12 protein-coding genes are annotated in these 17,680 nt (G+C 44.5%); 2 read left to right on the top strand and 10 right to left on the bottom strand.

Annotation, left to right across the window (positions count from 1 at the left end):
• Window positions 1–6: 6 nt before the first annotated feature.
• The 9 genes from AXF12_RS00795 to rlmN form a co-directional block, all read right to left on the bottom strand.
• Window positions 7–579 (bottom strand): c-type cytochrome, encoded by a 573-nt coding sequence (locus tag AXF12_RS00795; RefSeq protein ID WP_066427730.1) that lies wholly within the window; start codon window positions 577–579, stop codon window positions 7–9.
• On the bottom strand, window positions 572–1,108 hold the full coding sequence (locus AXF12_RS00790) for a DUF3341 domain-containing protein (RefSeq protein ID WP_066427728.1): 537 nt from the start codon (window positions 1,106–1,108) through the stop codon (window positions 572–574). Before AXF12_RS00790 ends, AXF12_RS00795 begins: the two co-directional genes overlap by 8 nt.
• A complete protein-coding gene (nrfD, locus tag AXF12_RS00785; RefSeq protein WP_066427726.1) occupies window positions 1,098–2,501 on the bottom strand; it encodes an NrfD/PsrC family molybdoenzyme membrane anchor subunit in 1,404 nt (467 codons plus the stop codon). Before nrfD ends, AXF12_RS00790 begins: the two co-directional genes overlap by 11 nt.
• A 2-nt stretch (window positions 2,502–2,503) precedes the next feature.
• Entirely contained in the window at window positions 2,504–5,554 is a 3,051-nt protein-coding gene (locus AXF12_RS00780; protein ID WP_066427724.1) for a TAT-variant-translocated molybdopterin oxidoreductase, read from the bottom strand.
• A 21-nt stretch (window positions 5,555–5,575) separates the two neighbouring features.
• Window positions 5,576–6,313, bottom strand: coding sequence for a cytochrome c3 family protein (locus AXF12_RS00775; protein ID WP_082752951.1), 738 nt, complete (start codon window positions 6,311–6,313; stop codon window positions 5,576–5,578).
• An 888-nt stretch (window positions 6,314–7,201) separates the two neighbouring features.
• On the bottom strand, window positions 7,202–7,927 hold the full coding sequence (locus AXF12_RS00770; protein WP_066427723.1) for a DUF6261 family protein: 726 nt from the start codon (window positions 7,925–7,927) through the stop codon (window positions 7,202–7,204).
• Between the two features lie 673 nt (window positions 7,928–8,600).
• Entirely contained in the window at window positions 8,601–11,441 is a 2,841-nt protein-coding gene (gene leuS / locus AXF12_RS00765; RefSeq protein ID WP_066427722.1) for a leucine--tRNA ligase, read from the bottom strand.
• Window positions 11,442–11,540: 99 nt separating this feature from the next.
• Window positions 11,541–12,029, bottom strand: a complete 489-nt coding sequence (locus AXF12_RS00760; protein ID WP_066427721.1) for a hypothetical protein — start codon at window positions 12,027–12,029, stop codon at window positions 11,541–11,543.
• A gap of 106 nt (window positions 12,030–12,135) precedes the next feature.
• Window positions 12,136–13,185: a dual-specificity RNA methyltransferase RlmN gene (gene rlmN / locus AXF12_RS00755; RefSeq protein WP_066427719.1), complete on the bottom strand. Its 1,050-nt coding sequence runs from the start codon at window positions 13,183–13,185 to the stop codon at window positions 12,136–12,138.
• A 377-nt stretch (window positions 13,186–13,562) separates the two neighbouring features.
• Between rlmN and AXF12_RS00750 the strand changes: the two genes are divergently transcribed.
• Entirely contained in the window at window positions 13,563–14,102 is a 540-nt protein-coding gene (locus tag AXF12_RS00750) for an isochorismatase family protein (protein ID WP_066431648.1), read from the top strand.
• 62 nt (window positions 14,103–14,164) lie between these two features.
• On the opposite strand, the gene AXF12_RS00745 is transcribed toward AXF12_RS00750, so the two are convergent.
• Window positions 14,165–15,811: an MFS transporter gene (locus AXF12_RS00745; protein ID WP_066427717.1), complete on the bottom strand. Its 1,647-nt coding sequence runs from the start codon at window positions 15,809–15,811 to the stop codon at window positions 14,165–14,167.
• Between the two features lie 751 nt (window positions 15,812–16,562).
• Between AXF12_RS00745 and AXF12_RS00740 the strand changes: the two genes are divergently transcribed.
• On the top strand, window positions 16,563–17,678 hold the full coding sequence (locus AXF12_RS00740) for a glycosyltransferase family 4 protein (RefSeq protein WP_066427715.1): 1,116 nt from the start codon (window positions 16,563–16,565) through the stop codon (window positions 17,676–17,678).
• Window positions 17,679–17,680: the final 2 nt, after the last annotated feature.

Below are 17,680 nucleotides of genomic sequence, written 5' to 3'. Positions count from 1 at the left end.
TACATTTTAGGGTTTTAAAGCATCGTTGCGTAGTTTTTCTACATATAACACTACTTCCCAGCGCTCTTTTTCGCTGAGCTGATAAGAGAAAGCCCCCATTGTGCCACGTCCGTAATACATTACGTGATAGATGCTTCCCTGTGTGATGGGGCGCATCTTGTAGGCTGGCACACCGCTTATCTTCTCTGTTGTTACCAAATTGCCCTGCCCATCGCCTTTTACCCCGTGACAGAGGGCGCAATAAATATCGTACAATGCCTTTCCTTCGGTGAGAAGCTCAGGTTTTTGTGCTACTTCCTTTGCCAAAGGATTGATAAGCGAATCTCTGGCGGCATTATAGCCTTCCGCTGTATTGGGATACGGATATGGTAGCGCCCCGCGGCTTACCGTGTGCTCGGGAGGCAGTTGCGCTTCGGTATTGTTAGGCACTACGCCCTTGGGGATGGGTTCATAGGTGGAATACGCCGCACTTTCCGCCATATCAGGAGTGTACTGCCCTTTGGGTTGCTCCCTATTGGTGCAAGCGCCTAAAGCGAGTGCAAACACTCCGTAAATCACTATGTGAAAACGTTTATTCATCGGTATTTTCTTCTATGATGGCAATGTGAAGCGGATGAGTTTCCGCAAAGAGGCTTTCTACTTGTATGAGTGCCGTTGTGGGGACTTCAATTTCCAGTAAAAACTGGTCGGAAGTGGTTCTCGGGTTGGGATTGTCTGCCTTTTTGAAGGGGAAGAGCTTACTTCTCCATAGAAAAGTGAGTACCAACAGATGGGCGGCGAAAAAAATAGTAAACTCAAAGAGTGTAGGCACAAAGGAAGGTGAGTTCAGCCAAAAAGTAGCATTCGGCTTGCCACCGAAGTTCTGTGGCCAATCGACAATCATCGTATAATAAGTAAGCCACGCCGCTACGAGCAAACCAAGGCTTCCATACACAAAGGCAGCAATACTCAGACGTGACTTTTTGAGCCCCAAGGCTTGGTCGAGCCCGTGCACAGGGAAAGGGCTGTATACCTCGCCAATGATAAACCCTTGTGCGCGCGCTTTTTCAACCCCTTTGAGAAGAAAGGCGTCGTCGGTGTAAACTATATGTATCGTTTTAGTGTTCATCGGTTGTGCTATTTTGAGAGTCGGCTACTGCGAAACTTTCAGCCGAAGTTTTCAACACAGTTTTAAGTTCTGCTTGTGCGATAAGCGGAAACGTTCTGGCATAGAGCAGGAACAATGCAAAGAAAAAGCCAATGGTTCCTAAGAAAATACCTATATCGACATAAGTAGGCGAAAACATCGTCCACGACGAGGGTAAATTGTCACGATGCAGCGATGTTACGATTATTACGAAGCGTTCAAACCACATTCCTACGTTGATAAAAATACTTATAATGAACGTCGCCCATAGATTGTATCTTATTTTTTTACTCCACAACACCTGCGGAAGGATAACGTTACAGCTGATCATTATCCAATAGCCCCACGCATAAGGACCCGCAATGCGATTTAAAAAAGCATATTGCTCTGCTGGGTTGCCCGAATACCAAGCCATAAAGAGCTCGCTTAAGTAGGCGACGCCAATAATGCAACTGGTCACGAGCATTACCAAGTTCATTTTATCGAAATGATAAGGCGTAATGTAGCTCTCCAATCGGCAGGCTTTGCGTGTGAGAATCAAAAGTACGTTCACCATTGCAAATCCTGAGAAAATTGCCCCAGCAACAAAGTACGGAGGGAAAATAGTGGTGTGCCAACCTGGCACTACGGACGTCGCAAAGTCAAACGAGACAATTGTATGCACCGATACTACTAACGCCGTAGCTAAACCAGCTAGTGTGAGCGACACTTCCTCGAACCGCTGCCAGTTCTTAGCTGTTCCCACCCAACCAAAGCTCATTAGCGCATAGAGCTTCTGTTTGTATTTCGACTTTACCTTATCCCTTAGCATTGCAAAGTCAGGCAGAAGCCCAATCCACCAAAAAACTAAGGAGACAGATAGATAGGTACTGATAGCAAGCACATCCCACAATAGGGGAGAGTTAAAATTCACCCACAGCGATCCCATTGTGTTAGGATAAGGAATGTTCCAAAACACTTTCCACGGTCGTCCCATATGTATAATAGGAAAAATGCTCGCTTGCAGCACCGCAAAGATGGTCATCGCCTCTGCACTTCGATTGATGGCTAACCGCCACTTTTGTCGGAAAAGTAAAAGTACCGCAGAAATCAACGTTCCAGCGTGGCCTATACCTACCCACCACACAAAGTTCGTAATATCCCAAGCCCAGCCGACTGTCTTATTCAAGCCCCAAACCCCTATGCCTTCTGTCAGTGTGAGATACATACAGTAGCCGCCCCACGCGAGGAAAGCCAATGCCGCACCCATACAAAGCCACCAAGTGCGACTTGTTTTCGCCTCGACGATCGCACTAATGTCATCGCTTACACTGAGGTAGCTTTTAGCCCCTTGCAATAGGATATCTTCGGTATGTGGAGGGTTGTTTTGGCTCATAATTATTCATCTAAAGGTAGGTTATCACTTTTTCGCACATTTCTCACTTTCGCCTGATAGAACACATTCGGACGCGTGCCTATCTCCTCCAATAAGGCATAGGAACGCTTATTTTCTATTTTTTCTCGCAATCCGCTGGAAGGATCATTAATATCATCAAACATCATCGCCTCACTATTGCAAGCAGCGGCGCAAGCACACGCATTTTTGAATTCCCCCTCAGCCACAGGGCGGTTTTCCTTTTTCGCTTTGAGAATAATCGCTTGGGTTTGCTGAATGCAGAACGAACATTTCTCCATCACCCCACGCGAACGCACTGTTACATCTGGGTTAAGCACCATCCGCCCGATATCATCGTTCATATAGAAGTCAAAAGCGTCGTTCTCACTGTACTCAAACCAGTTGAAGCGCCGCACTTTGTACGGACAGTTGTTAGCGCAGTAGCGTGTGCCTACACAACGGTTATACACCATTTGGTTTTGCCCTTGCGCTCCGTGAGAAGTGGCTGCAACGGGGCAGACAGTCTCACACGGGGCATTATTACAGTGCTGACACATTACGGGCTGAAAATTCACCTGTGGATTGCCTGACGCCTGCTCTAAGCGATGCAGTACGCCGATAGTTTCCAATCCCTCTGCTTGGTCGAGCAGTTTTGCATCATTGATAAAGCTATCGGTCGAGGAGTAATACCTATCGATGCGCAACCAATGCATATCGCGCGAACGTCGCACTTCCTCCTTGCCTACTACGGGCACATTATTCTCAGCGTGACAGGCGATAACGCAAGCCCCGCATCCTGTGCAAGCGTTGAGATCAATCGAAAGTTTAAACAAATGTCCTGCGGTAGGTGCCTCACTTTCCCAAAGAGAAACCGCCTCTTTTTCCTTTGGTGGATCGCTATGTAAAAAATCTTCGAGAGTCGTCTCCTTGATAATCGAACCGCGCCCCATCAAAGTGTTATGTAGCTGAATGCAAGCAAATTCATGTTCGCCCTCCGCCTTTTCCACGCGGATGTTTTGCACTTTGGCAAACTCACTGTACAGCACATACGCATTTACGCCCACTTGCATTTCCTTCTTCAAGCCCTCTTTTTGTCCGTAGCCCAATGACAAACCGATAGTTCCGCCTGCCTGCCCTGGTTGGATGAGTGCGGGCAACATAATCTTCTTTTCGCCTGCGATGAGCGTAATTTTGTGCCCATTCAAGGCGCCGTCCGAGGTGTGCCAATTGCGAATACCGAGCAACTTTGCATCTATTACGGATAGTGTGGCGTAGTTATCCCAAGTAGCGCGCGTAATGGGGTCGGGCAGCTCTTGTAACCACGGATTATTCGCCTGCCTACCGTCGCCAAGGGCAATTGTAGGATACAAAATGAGTTGAAATCCGTCGGTGGGCCTTTGTATAAACGTGTATTGGCACGCCTTGCCCAAAGGAACCAAAAGTGCAGGTTTTTTATGGTTTTCTTCTCCTTGGACGATGAAATACCCGTCTTGAAGCGCCTTTTCCCACGAGCTTCCTTTGAGAATGTGCCTCTTCCAATGGCTTTTTAAGTAGTCATAATAGGTTTTTTCAAATCCAAACCACTCCATTAATGCATCTTGAAGCTGTTTTGTGTCAAAAAGTGGACGAATTACGGGTTGTTGCAGCGTGTAATGCGATTTTTTGAAGCACACATCGCCCCATTGCTCTAAATAATGATGCAAAGGCGCTACATACGAGCTGCAAATGGCTGTTTCATCCAAATGTTGGGTAAAATCGACGATGAAATCCACATTTTTGAGGTATTTTTTAAATCCATTACCGAAGGAAAGCGTATATACAGGATTTAAATTGTGTATCAACAGCACTCCTACTTTTTTATTTTCGAGTTGATCGAGCAAGTGCGCTATTTTTCCGTAATCTCCCTTGCGAATGAGCAACGGCTCGTGAGAGAGGTAGGCTTCACAATGCAAATGCTCGTTGAGCTCCATTGCTGCCTGTTGCAAATCGCGATCGTCAAAATCACTGACAATCAAAGGGTTTTTGGCTTGCTTTACTTCCTCACATAGCTGTTGAACGATCTTTTGCAATCGCCCTTCGAGTGCCTCTTCCTGTGGATTGCCAAAAAGTGCGTTGTAAAAGGCTTTCATCACCTGTGCGCACTCGTAAGGCGTGAGCATTATGCGCCAATCCGCATTAGCGCCCGAAAGTGAGAGATTACTTTCCAATTGAATGTGGCGCGACATCCCCTTTTCGCTTGGCACTCTGCCTTTCGCATACGTATCCTCGTAGGATTTGCCATTCCAATCACCTAAAAAGTCCGCAGCAAAGGAAATTATTAAATCACTTTTTGAGAAATCGTAGTCGGGAAGCGCTCTCTGTCCGTACAAGCGTTCGTAAGCTGCGAGGGTAGGCTCGTACGAAATCGCATCGTATTCCACGACGGAGAAGAGAGGCACTTTGCGCTGAATATCTTCGATGAGCGCATATGTAGAAGGACTGGCTAGGGTTTGCGTGAGGAGTACAATCTCCTTGTGCTCGGAAATAGCTTTTGAGATGGCTTTTTGTGCTTCTTGTGAAAGAAAATCCCACGATACAGTCTCTTTTTTGGCGTTGGTAGGCTTTTTTACCCGCGAATTATCATACAAACCCAGCACTGAAGCAATAATGCGCGCATTAGTACAGCTAAAAGTACCTGCTTCTTTATTTCTTTCGATAAAAATAGGTTGCCCTTCTCGCGTTTTTACTAAAATAGAAGCAAAATCATAGCCATCGTTGATAGAAGTAGCATAATAATTGGGAATACCTGCCCGCAGCTGCTCGGGTGCCACTAAATAAGGAATACTTTTCCGTACTGGTCCCTCGCACGAAGCCATTGCGGCTGCCATAGTGCTAAACCCAACGAATTTTAAGAAATCTCGGCGTGAGGAATGGGTATTTTTAAGCATAGAAGTCTCGCCGATAAATTCCTCTATCGGTATCTCCTCAGCAAACTCTTTAAGTTGATCGTCAGAGAGTTGATATTCTGGGCTGAGTTCCTCTATATTTTTCCAATACTGCTTTTCCTCTGCCATTATTTTGAAAAATATTGCGGATTAATAGTGACATTTGCTACATTCGGTACCACCCAGCTGTGCGACGGTCAACCGCTTCACACCGAGCTTTTTTGCTAGCCGCGCGTGCTCCTCTTTGTAATTTTGATAGTATTTTCCGTTAAGATTTTGCACTTCCATCGTGCGGTGACACTCGATGCACCAACCCATTGTGAGCGGTGCTGCCTGTCGAACAGTTTCCATTTTAGAAACTTCCCCGTGACAGACTTGACAATCGAGTTTGCCCAAAACTACGTGCTGCGAATGGTTAAAATGCACGTGGTCGGGCAAATTATTAACCCTTACCCATTGGATAGGCTTTTTCTGCCCCGTATACTGGAATGTTTGCCCGTTGAAACCCACATACTTATACAGTTTTTTGATTTCGTTGTCGTAGAGAGGCTTATTCCTATTAGCTTTTTTGCTGCCATCTCCGAAGTATTCATTAATCTCCGTGTGGCACGTCATACAAACGCTTAGTGGTGGAATATCGGCTATACCACTGCTTCTCACCCCCGAATGGCAGAACTGGCAATCGATCTTATTGTCGTCAGCGTGCACTTTGTGCGAAAAATGAATAGGCTGCACGGGCTCATACTCTTGGTTAGTGGTTTGCTGCATTAAAAAGTAGTACACCACATAGGTAATCGCCAGGAAGAGCAACACGCCCACTACCCAAACTAAGTACCTGAGTTTGTAGTGTTTTTTTCTTTTTCGTGCTATGTGAATACCGCTGTTCATCTTATGGGTGAAATACGCTGCAAAGTTATAAAATAATTTTGGAATAGACAAGTATTTTTTTCAGTAAAAAAGAAAACGACCTTATGACAGGACAAGGTCGTTGATGAAATTTAATGTGAAATGAAGTATTAACATAAAAAAGAATAGGATGCAAGTAAAATGGAACTGCACACGCACCCTATTCGGATAGCTCAATCATATAATTTTTGTACATATATGGTCTTGCCAAATTACTATGATTAAAAAAAATAAAGTATCTCAAAAAAAGAGATGTAGAGGGAGGGTACCCTCCACACCTCATATCGTCAATATATATAGCGAACAACGAAAAATATTTATTCCATTTTTTTAAAAAACTCCTATGGCAAAGAAGCAAAATCTCGATTTTTAAAAAAAGAAGGCGCAGCTAGAAAAAACTATTATGACAATAAGCAATTTCAAACCCCAACGCTGCGCCTTCCGTACAATGTTTATATTACTATGGAAAGCAAATCATAAAAAATCTAATCACGCACTTTTACAACTATTTCCGCTAATATACTGACTAATTTCTCAAAAGAAACAATACTGCAATATATTTCTTTACTATCTTTTCAATGAACTTATGAAGTAACTTTTACTTCTATCTTTTTTTAAAAGAAAGGTGTAGATTAGTAATTAATAATAATAAGTTTTTTAAAAGTTTTAAAATGAGCTTAAGCCTACACCTTTCAATGTATCAATAACTTTAGTTTTTTCCAACAGTCTTAATGAATTTGAGTAGTAATTATTAATTTGTAATCAAATCATTTTTAAAATCAAAAGGTGCATTAAAAAACTGTAAAAAAAAGCTTTACTATAAAATAACTTACCAAATGAAAGAATAATGCGCCTTTCGATTTTTCATAACTAATTCTTTTTCTTTCTCACTTTCTTTCCACTCCTTAGTTTGATCGCTGCATTCGTGTCAGTGATGATCTGCACAATGGTGTCGTAAAAGTGTTTGTACTTTTTCTCATCTACCATCTTCATAGTATTTGCATAAGGCACTAACTTTACATTAATGCGATCTAAAAGCGTTTTTTTCAGTGCAGTTGCATTCTCCGTCTGTGCCTGCTTGGCTACGGCTTTCTCGTAGGTTACGCGCATTGTGTGGAACTTTGTTTGACTATCCTTCAAGTCGTCTACGCACTCTTTAACCCCAGTGAGGTTTGCAGTGAGGGCTACTGGCTCCTCTCCAGCAAAAGCCTGCAACAAAGATTCAATCATCGACGATTTGTCGGCGTAATTTTTTCTTAATATCTTTACACAGTACTTATTATAGAGCTTGTGTAGCTTTTCGGCAGGCTCTTTTAGGGTAGGTATAGGCATAGCGCTATAGCCTAAAAGGGCGCGGTTGAGGTTGCTTAGCGATTTGTTGCGCACTCTATCTGCCTTTAGCAATTCCGAGACACCTGTGTCGCGCTTAATGGCTTCGGTGATTTGGTCAGAGAGTTTTTGGATCTCAGCAAATAAAGAAGTCAGGAAGGCATCTTTACTCAATCCTGATTCACTCTTATATAAGGTGATCAATCGGTCGGAAGTATCATCTACTTCTGTTACTTTCGCACGTTCTAATAATTTTAGTGTTGCCATAACCTTTTTATAAGTAACTTTTGTTTTACGCGGCAAAGATATGGTGACTTTTTGAAACGTGCAAATTTTTTCGGCAAAAAGTTTTGTAAAGTTATCAACAAAGTTATTAACAATTTCAATAATACAATGATTTACAATGATTTATAAGTAAAAAATTTTTGTTATTTTATATCTTTTATCCGTAGTTTTTATGCTTAATATATAAAATATTTCTCCTTTAATAGGTGCATCACCCGATGACACATTTTTATAAACCTATATGAAACGTTATCAAAAATAAAAACACAAAAAGCAACAATGTAGCAGTCGTATTACTTTTTTGTGTTTTATTCTTATAAAATGTTGCAGTTTGTAGTCATTTTTATTTTTTATCTTATTAAACTACGCAATGGTTGAAGGAAATAAAATTTTATATCATCCCTAAAAATGTTTTTTAAGAAATAATAAGGTTATAATTTATAAAAATGGAGTGTGTTGTAGGTATAATTAGTGTTTATTTTTATCGTTTTATAGACGATTTTTGTAAAATAAAGTTGTATTTTGCTTTTCTTTTATAAAAATAGGTATATTATTGATTTATAAAGAAAGCTATCGGAATAGGACAAAAAAAATACTGCATCACTATCTCAGCGATGCAGTATTAACAATAAACTTAATTAACAATCAATACAATTTACATAACAATATTTATAATTTTGTTAGGAACAACAATAACTTTCTTTGGTGAGGCGCCAGCGAGCTGTGCAACGGTTTGCGCATCGGCAAGGATGGCTTTTTCAATTTCAGAAGGCGCCATATCGGCTGGGAAATCTCTTTTGAAGCGCACTTTCCCATTGAAGGACACGGGGTACTCCTTAGTGCTCTCCACCAAGTACTTATCCTCGTGAAGGGGGTAAGGAGTGTATTCCACACTCTGGTTGTGCCCCAGTAGGTGCCACAGTTCTTCAGCGATATGCGGCGCAAAGGGCGATAGTAGCACTACCAGTGGCTCCAACACTGCCCTACTGCGACACTTTTGGGCGCTGAGCTCATTGACGCATATCATAAATTGGCTTATAGAGGTGTTAAACGAAAACGACTCTATATCTTCATTCACCTTTTTAATAGTCTTGTGAAGTGATTTTAGCATTCCTTCGGTAGGTGTCTCATCATTCACTTGAAGTCCGTTTTCCCCTGCGTAGAGGCGCCATAGTTTGCGCAAAAAGTTGTATACCCCTGAGATGCCAGCCGTATTCCAAGGTTTAGCTTGATCTATCGGTCCGAGGAACATCTCGTACAGGCGCAATGTATCGGCACCATACTGCATACAGATATCGTCAGGATTGACAACGTTGTACTTCGATTTGGACATCTTTTCTACTTCGCGTCCACAGAGGTACCTGCCGTCTTCCAACTCGAATTCGGCGTTAGCATAGTCGGCACGCCAGCTTTTGAATTTATCAATATCCAACTCGTCGGTAACATCCTTCAGTAGGGAAATATCGACGTGCAAAGGTTGTACTTTTCTGCCATTGATGCGGTTTTTGCTCACGAAGGTGTTGGTTCCTTCCAGACGATAAGCAAAGGCGCTCATTCCTAAGATCATCCCTTGGTTGATGAGCTTTGTAAAGGGTTCCTCAACGCTTACCCTACCGATGTCTTTGAGGAATTTATTCCAAAAACGGCTGTACAGCAAGTGCCCAGTGGCGTGCTCACTACCCCCGACGTATAAATCTACGTCGCGCCAGTAATTCACTTCGGCACTTTCGGGGAAACCTTCGCGGTGGGCGGCATCGCGCATATACGAAAGCCAGTACCACGAGGAGCCAGCCCACCCAGGCATCGTATTGAGCTCCATCGGGAAGACGGTAGTGTTGTTCACTTTTGCATTTTCGACTACCGCGCCGCTTTCAGTGTCCCACGCCCACACAGAAGCGTTCCCCAACGGTGGTTCGCCCGTTTCCGTTGGTAAATATTTCTCTACCTCTGGCAGGAGGATGGGGTAATATTTTTCGTCGATCAGTTGTGGCAAATTATTGACGTAATACACGGGGAAAGGTTCTCCCCAATAGCGTTGTCGAGAAAAAACAGCATCTCTCAAGCGATAATTCACCTTGCGGGCACCTGATTTCGCAGCGATTAAGGTTTCTATGGCTTTGGTGAAGGCTTCTTTGTAGTCCAAACCGTTCAACACGTCGGAGTTTTGCAACTTGAAGCCGCCTTTTTCGGTGTACGCCCCCTCAGAAATGTCTTTATCAAAGATGTTTTTGATAGCTGGCATCCCTGTTTTTCCTTTAAAAAATTGTGCAAAGGCGAAATCACGGTCGTCGCCTGCGGGTACTGCCATCACAGCGCCCGTCCCATAATTGGAAAGCACGTAGTCGCCCACCCAAATGGGTATCGGCTGGTGGGTAAGCGGGTGTAGGGCGTAGGCACCCGTAAACACCCCCGAGATGGTTTTAGTATCCGCCATACGATCGCGTTCCGACCGCTTGGAAGCCTCCTCTTTGTATTGCAAAACGGCTTGCTGCTGGGCTGTCGAAGTGATTTGCTCCACCAGTGGATGTTCAGGCGCAAGGGTGAGGTAAGTTACGCCGTAAATAGTGTCGGGGCGCGTGGTGAAGACCTCGATTACAGGGTCATTTTCATTACTATTTTGAAGGTGAAAAGTAATACTGGCGCCGACGGATTTACCTATCCAATTGCGCTGGCTTTCCTTGATGGATTCGCTCCAATCGATGGATTGTAAGCCAGTGAGTAGGCGCTCAGCGTACGCCGTAATGCGCATACTCCATTGTGTCATTTTCTTACGGATCACAGGGTGGCCGCCACGCTCTGAGCGACCGTTAATCACCTCGTCATTCGCAAGGACGGTGCCCAGCGCAGGACACCAGTTTACTTCCGTCTCGGCGAGGTAGGTAAGTCGGTATTTCAAAAGGATTTCCTGCTGGCGTTCAGGCGGAAAAGCGTTCCACTCTTCGGCACTAAAGGTAGGTGTGTCGTCGTCGCAAGCGGCATTGACCTTTCCGTTGCCTTGGGAGGTGAAAATGTCGATGAGGGCGCTTATCGGCTGGGCTTTATCGGCGTTTTTGTCGTACCAAGCCTCGAACAGCTGAGCGAAGATCCATTGTGTGTTCTTGTAGTAATTAGGGTCGGAGGTTTTAACCTCTCTGCTCCAATCAAATGAGAAGCCCATCTTGTCGAGCTGCTCTCTATAGCGGGCAATGTTCTGCGCCGTGGTGATGGCAGGGTGTTGCCCAGTGGCAATGGCATATTGTTCGGCAGGAAGCCCAAAGCTGTCGTAGCCTTGTGGGTGTAATACGTTGAAACCCTTATGGCGCTTGTATCTCGCTACGATATCACTGGCAATATAGCCGAGTGGGTGCCCGACGTGCAGCCCAGCCCCCGATGGATAAGGGAACATATCCAGCACATAGTATTTCGGCTTGTCGGTAGCGTTGTTTGCCTTGAAAGTCTGGTGCTCCGCCCAATAGGCTTGCCAGAAGGCTTCTATCTTTTTATGATCGTAATTCATTGTCCTAAAATATTCTTATATACTACATTACCATTGTTAAAAGCACATAATATTGCATTTAAATACATTATCGTTTGAGTGGATTTTAACATTCATAAGTTATTCAATGCGTTCGTAGCGTAGAATATATTTAACAACGCTTGCTTTGAATCGCGTTTCAGATACGTGTTTATCTCTTGGTGCAAGCTCAAAGGCGTCGTCTGTGATGCTATCTATTTTTAGTTTCTCTCCTTCCCCAGGATGTCCAGGATATTCTGTGAGAATTGTTCTTCCTGACACACGATATGTAAAATCTGTTGTTAGTGAAGGGGAAGCCTTCTTATAATCGGTTGGACATTCTCTGTAAAGAAATACTTGCCCTGACTTTTGAACATTTATGAGTAAATGCTGACACTCATAAGGTGGTGATGCATAGGGGATACGTTCTACTTCTTTATTATTGCCGTTCAAGCCAATGGCAATCATTTTCCATCTGCCTACAAGCATTTTTTCGATAGTAGCATCATTAGGCATTTTGTCATCGTCTTTACTTCCACACGAAGAAAGGAAAGCAAACATCATTACGGATAAAAAAATAAATCTTTTCATTGTTAAATAAATTAAAATTCTTTTCACCGTGCAAAGATACGTTTTTTATTTTACACACGGTTATTCTACACGAATTTTTACAAGATTTTTCTAATATTGCGCCTATCTATTCTTTGGCAGCCTTGTTTGCCAATTGCCCACAAGCGGCATCAATGTCTTTCCCTCGTGAGCGGCGCACCGTAACGGTAATCCCTGCGTCTTCAAGCATTGTTTGATACATTGTGAGGCTTTCGGCAGCGGCTTGCTGGAAGTTGCCATCGTCAATAGGGTTGTATTCTATTAGGTTCACCTTTGAAGGGGCAAACTTGCAGAATTTTATCAGTGCGTCGACGTCTTTCTTCTGGTCATTGATGCCTTTCCACACCACGTATTCGTAAGTAATCCTGTTTTTTGTCTTCTGGTACCAGTGGGAAAGGGCTTCTCGAAGTTCAGAAAGCGGAAACTGCGTGTTGAAAGGCATAATGCTGGTACGCACCTCATCGATCGCTGAGTGGAGAGAGACTGCCAACTTAAACTTCACGCCATCATCCGCCATTTTCTTAATGAGTTTCGGCACTCCCGAAGTCGACACTGTGATGCGCTTGGCTGACATCCCCAAACCCTCCTCCGAGGTGATTTTATCAATAGCTTTAAGCACATTGTTGTAGTTCATCAGCGGTTCACCCATTCCCATAAACACAATGTTTGATAAAGGCCGACCGAAAAACATTTTGCTCTGGTCATCAATCACTTTCACTTGGTCGAAAATCTCATCAGGAAGCAAATTGCGCATACGTTTCAAACGCGCTGTAGCACAAAACGAACAATTCAAGCTACACCCCACTTGGCTTGACACACAGGCAGTAGTTCTGTTCTCCGTCGGGATGAGCACCGATTCCACCAGCAACCCATCGTGTAGCCGCACGGCATTCTTGATAGTACCATCATCGCTGCGCTGCATCACATCCACCTTGATGTGGTTAATGGCAAAATGCGCCTCAAGCATCTCGCGGGTTGCCTTCGGAAGGTTCGTCATATCCTCAAAACGATGCAACCCCTTATTCCAAAGCCACTCATACACCTGATTCCCCCTGAAAGCCTTATCTCCATTAGCCTCAAAGAAGCTCCTGAGTTCCTCCTTGGTCAAGGCGCGTATGTCTCTTTTTGTATCCTCCATAGCGGGTGCAAAGATACAAAAAAGTAGCGAACTGCTAAAATTTCAATAAAAAATCCTATCTTTGCCCTTTCAATAAAGTAAGAACTTGTTTAAACTTTTCCCTTTGCGCTATTCACGGATCGCTTTCACGATCTGGGCTGGCCTTGGAGGCGTGGCTGAGTAAATCAGCGGCACGAGCGTGGAAAATCTTTTCTGTTCGAGCGATAGCGAGTTAAAAGATTTTCAGCGAGGGACGTTGATTTACTCGCCTAAGCATCCACAGCCTTGAATTTTTGGTTCTTTTGTTTCAAGACAAAAGAACAAAGAAATAGGAAAGGATGATTAACATTGGATATATCAACAACAGGTTTAAAAGTTTAAACAGAAATCAAATCAATATGTTACAAATCCAACAAACACAGTTAGTCGTATTAGACATTCAAGGAAAGCTCTCCCAGATCGTTTATAAGTCCGACGAGATGCTTGCCAATAGCCGTATTATGGTGCAAGGAGCCCAAGCACTCGGCATTCCTATCCTTTGGGTAGAGCAAACCCCCGACAAGCTCGGAGCTACCCATCCCTCGCTTGTTGCCCTTCGGACAGACAACGGAGCGATAACGAAGAAAACCTTCTCCGCCTATGGCAACCCTGAGTTCGTCGAGAGGCTGCAAACTCATTACCGTCCGCAGGTGCTCCTCATTGGGATAGAAACCCATATATGTATCTACCAAACGGCGCTCGATATGCTCGAGGCAGGCTTTGAGGTTTATGTCGTAGCCGATGCCGTTTCCTCGCGCACCGCCGATAATAAAGCCACAGCCCTTGCAATGCTACAAAGTGAGGGTGTAAAGCTCACCACCACCGAGTCAGCGCTCTTTGCCCTATTGCGCACCTCAGAACACCCTCAGTTCCGCACAGTGGCAAAGCTCATAAAGTAAACGAAAATCCCCTATGCGCTCTGTATGGCACATAGGGGACTTCTATGAAAAAGCAAATTTAATTATTCTTCTCCGCTTGATTTACTTCTTAAGGGGCGTACCAACAGCAAATTGTAAAGGTATAACGACACCACTGCGAAGATGCCTACCCCGCAGATCACCAGCCATAGCTTATTGGGGTGATAAGTGTCCCATAGCTGTTGTGTTAGCTCCCAAGGCTGCATCTGCAACTGGTTGGCAGCCTCGTTGAAGAACACTTTCTTTGAAGGCAAAGGCAAGGCACTAATGTCGATAGCGTGTTGCTCGGCATAGAGGCGCACCTGTTGCACCACAGCGCTCCAATCCACGTTCTCTTGCCCTATCTGGAAAGTACTGCGGAATTGCTCAGTATTCATACTCAATGCCTGCGACGCCTGCTGAGTATACACATCACTGCTTACCACCTCAGGGATGTTCATTCCCTTAGCACCCATATATTTCTGCAAAAGTGTAAACTTATCCGACCACGCTTGGTACAAGTCCCCAGCGATAAAGCCCGTAAAGAAGTTGCCTGCCGCCACAGGTAAGAAATACGTCCCTTGGTAGAGCGCTTCTTTCCCTTTTGGGGTAATCATTGCAATAAATGAAGATAGGGTAGGGCTTGAAGCCATTTCGCCAATAGCAAAAATCATCGTACCGAGCACAGTAAACACCCAATTATGAGTGAAGAACGTCAGGCTCACCCCAATAGTGGCGATGATAGCCCCACGGATCATCGCGTGTATGTGCTTCATCTTAGTGACGAAGTACGATACCATCACCTGCAAGAGGATGATCATCAGTGAGTCGATGTTAGTGAACCACTCGGGCTTCACTTGTCCATCTTGGGTAAGTAGCTGCCCTAAGAAAGGCAGGTGCTGGTTGATCCAATTGCTCAAGGCTGATGAGTTTACCCAGTCCTCAATGAAGTTAGGCAGGGTATAGAAAAGCTGGTTGAACATCGTCCAGAAAGCCATCATCAGTATAAGGAGGATGGTAAGGCGCTTGTCCTTGAGTGCATCGACGATATTCATTACAGAGTTCTTGATCTCAGTGAGGATGGGTTGTTTTTCTTTGTGGGCTACTACGGGCTCTTTAAAGAAGAACAACACTGTCAGTAGGTTGATGGCGATAACCACCGTAGCTTGAATAAAGATGATCTTCCAGCCAAACTGGGTGCGCAAATACGACGACATAGCAGGACCCACAAAGCCCCCAATGTTTACCATCATATAGAAGATGCCGAAGCCCAGCGTGCCCGTGGTCTCGTCGGTGGAGCGTGCTATTAGTCCTGAGGCTACAGGCTTAAAGAAGGCAGCGCCAAGGGCTACCATCAGGAAGACCATATACATTGCCCAGTAGGAGTGTACGGTGCCCATCAAGAAGTAGCCTACCACCATTATTGTGAAGGCAATCACCAGTGAGAGTTTGTAGCCTATGCGGTCGGCAATTACTCCGAAGAAGAGCGGTAGTAAGTACAAAATGGCGGTTACATTGCTCATTATATTTCCCTTCTGGATATGGTCGAAGCCTAAGCCTCCTTCATCAGTGGAACCTACTAAGTACAGCCCTAATAGGGTGAAGATACCGTACCACGCCCAGCGCTCCATCAATTCTAAAAAACTCGCGAGCCAAAAGGTAGGGCTCATCGATCGGATCGTTTCCTTAAACGATTTCTTATTCTCTGCCATTGTAAATGAATAGTGTTTTTAATTTCAGGGGTGCAAGTTACGCACATTTTCCGAACTGAGAAAATAATTTCCTAAAAAATGTGTATTTTTAACAAACAGCACACCCTTTGTTAGCCTTTTAACAAAACCTATTTACCCCTTTTAAGAAAGTTAAACTTTTTAACTTCTTTTGTCTTGATACAAAAGAAGCAAAAAATCAAGGCTCTGGATGCTTAGGCGAGTAAATCAACGGCTCTCGCTGAAAATCTCTAAACTCGCTCCCTGCGGTCGCTCAGACAGTAGAGATTTTCAACGCTCGTGCCTATGATTTACTCAGCCACGCCTCCAAGGCCAACGCAGATCGTGAAAGCGAGCCGTGAATGACACAAGGGGAAAAAGTTTAAACAAGTTTTAGTACAAAGTTATGACCGTGCAAAGTGTGTAAAAGGGGTGTTTTTGATACCTTTGTAACTCGTTGATTGTTCGGTGGTTTTTTGCTAAACCTAATACTAACCTAATACTAACTTAATACTATGGTAATACTATTGTTCGGCGTTCCTTCGGGATTCCTTCGGCGTTCCTTCGTGATGTGTCCGTAATGTATCCGTAGTGTGTCCGTAATGTGTTCGAGATCCTTGCGAGATCGGTGGTGCTTTGGCAGAGGAATCGTTGAGGGTGGTACATAGATTTCGTGCTATTGACTACGCAAACGCATCAAAGTTTTGCTATTCTCAAATAAATGTGTACTTTTGCCTCTTCATAACCAATAGCGATGAAGATAGGCATTGATGCCAAAAGGGCATTCCATAACAACCGAGGGTTGGGCAATTACAGTCGCGACCTCATACGTCTCTTGCAAGAGCACCGCGTAGGGCAACTCTATTTGTTCAACCCCAAGGAGCGTACTCGTAGCGACCTTACCCTTGATGGAGACACTGTTGTCATTACTCCTGAGTCCTTTCTGGGGAAGTGTTTTAAGGGGCTTTGGCGCAGTTTTGGCATTGGCAAGCTCGCCGCTCCGCTTGGGCTCGATATTTATCACGGGCTTTCGGGTGAAATCCCTGCGGGGATCTACACTCATACGCGTACGGTGGTCACTATTCACGACCTTATCTTTATGCGCTATCCTGAGCTTTACACTTTCTTCGACAGGAAGATACATTATTACAAGTTTCTTTATGCGGCGCTGAAATCGCACCATATCATTGCTATCAGTGAGCAGACTAAGGAGGATATCGTTAAATATCTGGGGGTTTCGTCTGATAAAGTGTCGGTGGTTTACCAAGGTTGTCATAAGGCTTTTAAGCAATCTTACACTGAGGAAGAGAGGGTGCGTGTACGCCAGAAGTACAACCTCCCCGAGCGCTTTGTGCTGAGTGTGGGGGCTATTGAGCCGCGCAAGAATGCCTTAGAGATTGTAAAAGCGATTAAAGACCTTGACCTTCATCTGGTGCTGGTGGGGCAGAAGACGGCTTATTATCATCAGATCGAAGGGTATTGCGAGGTGTATCACCTCAAAGAGCGTGTGCATCACTTGCAAGGTATCTCGATGGAGGAACTGGCGGTGGTCTACCAATTGGCAGAAGTGTTTTGCTACCCCTCTCTATTTGAGGGTTTTGGCATTCCGATTATCGAGGCGCTCTTCTCACGTACCCCAGTGATTACCAGCGAGGGCAGTTGCTTTGCTGAGGCAGGGGGCGCCCACTCGGTATACGTTCACCTCAATAACGCCGCCGAGGAAATTAAACGGGCTATTATTAATATCACTGAGAACCCACAGTTGCGCCACACGATGGTAGAGGAGGGCTATGCCTATGCCCAGCGCTTTACTGATGAGGCGGTATATAATGCGCTTATGGGGGTGTATCAGAAAGTGCTTAATCTATAACG

Source organism: Capnocytophaga haemolytica (assembly GCF_001553545.1).
GTDB classification, from domain to species: Bacteria; Bacteroidota; Bacteroidia; order Flavobacteriales; family Flavobacteriaceae; genus Capnocytophaga; species Capnocytophaga haemolytica.
This window is presented reverse-complemented; position numbering and strand designations above follow the sequence as displayed.

Excerpts from the sequence above, each read along its gene's own strand:
- AXF12_RS00795 (WP_066427730.1), bottom strand. The coding sequence starts at position 579 with ATGAATAAACGTTTTCACATAGTGATTTACGGAGTGTTTGCACTCGCT.
- AXF12_RS00760 (WP_066427721.1), bottom strand. The coding sequence starts at position 12,029 with ATGAAAAGATTTATTTTTTTATCCGTAATGATGTTTGCTTTCCTTTCT.
- rlmN (WP_066427719.1), bottom strand. The coding sequence starts at position 13,185 with ATGGAGGATACAAAAAGAGACATACGCGCCTTGACCAAGGAGGAACTC.
- AXF12_RS00750 (WP_066431648.1), top strand. The coding sequence starts at position 13,563 with ATGTTACAAATCCAACAAACACAGTTAGTCGTATTAGACATTCAAGGA.
- AXF12_RS00780 (WP_066427724.1), bottom strand. The coding sequence starts at position 5,554 with ATGGCAGAGGAAAAGCAGTATTGGAAAAATATAGAGGAACTCAGCCCA.
- AXF12_RS00790 (WP_066427728.1), bottom strand. The coding sequence starts at position 1,108 with ATGAACACTAAAACGATACATATAGTTTACACCGACGACGCCTTTCTT.
- AXF12_RS00745 (WP_066427717.1), bottom strand. The coding sequence starts at position 15,811 with ATGGCAGAGAATAAGAAATCGTTTAAGGAAACGATCCGATCGATGAGC.
- AXF12_RS00740 (WP_066427715.1), top strand. The coding sequence starts at position 16,563 with ATGAAGATAGGCATTGATGCCAAAAGGGCATTCCATAACAACCGAGGG.
- nrfD (WP_066427726.1), bottom strand. The coding sequence starts at position 2,501 with ATGAGCCAAAACAACCCTCCACATACCGAAGATATCCTATTGCAAGGG.
- AXF12_RS00775 (WP_082752951.1), bottom strand. The coding sequence starts at position 6,313 with ATGAACAGCGGTATTCACATAGCACGAAAAAGAAAAAAACACTACAAA.
- AXF12_RS00770 (WP_066427723.1), bottom strand. The coding sequence starts at position 7,927 with ATGGCAACACTAAAATTATTAGAACGTGCGAAAGTAACAGAAGTAGAT.
- leuS (WP_066427722.1), bottom strand. The coding sequence starts at position 11,441 with ATGAATTACGATCATAAAAAGATAGAAGCCTTCTGGCAAGCCTATTGG.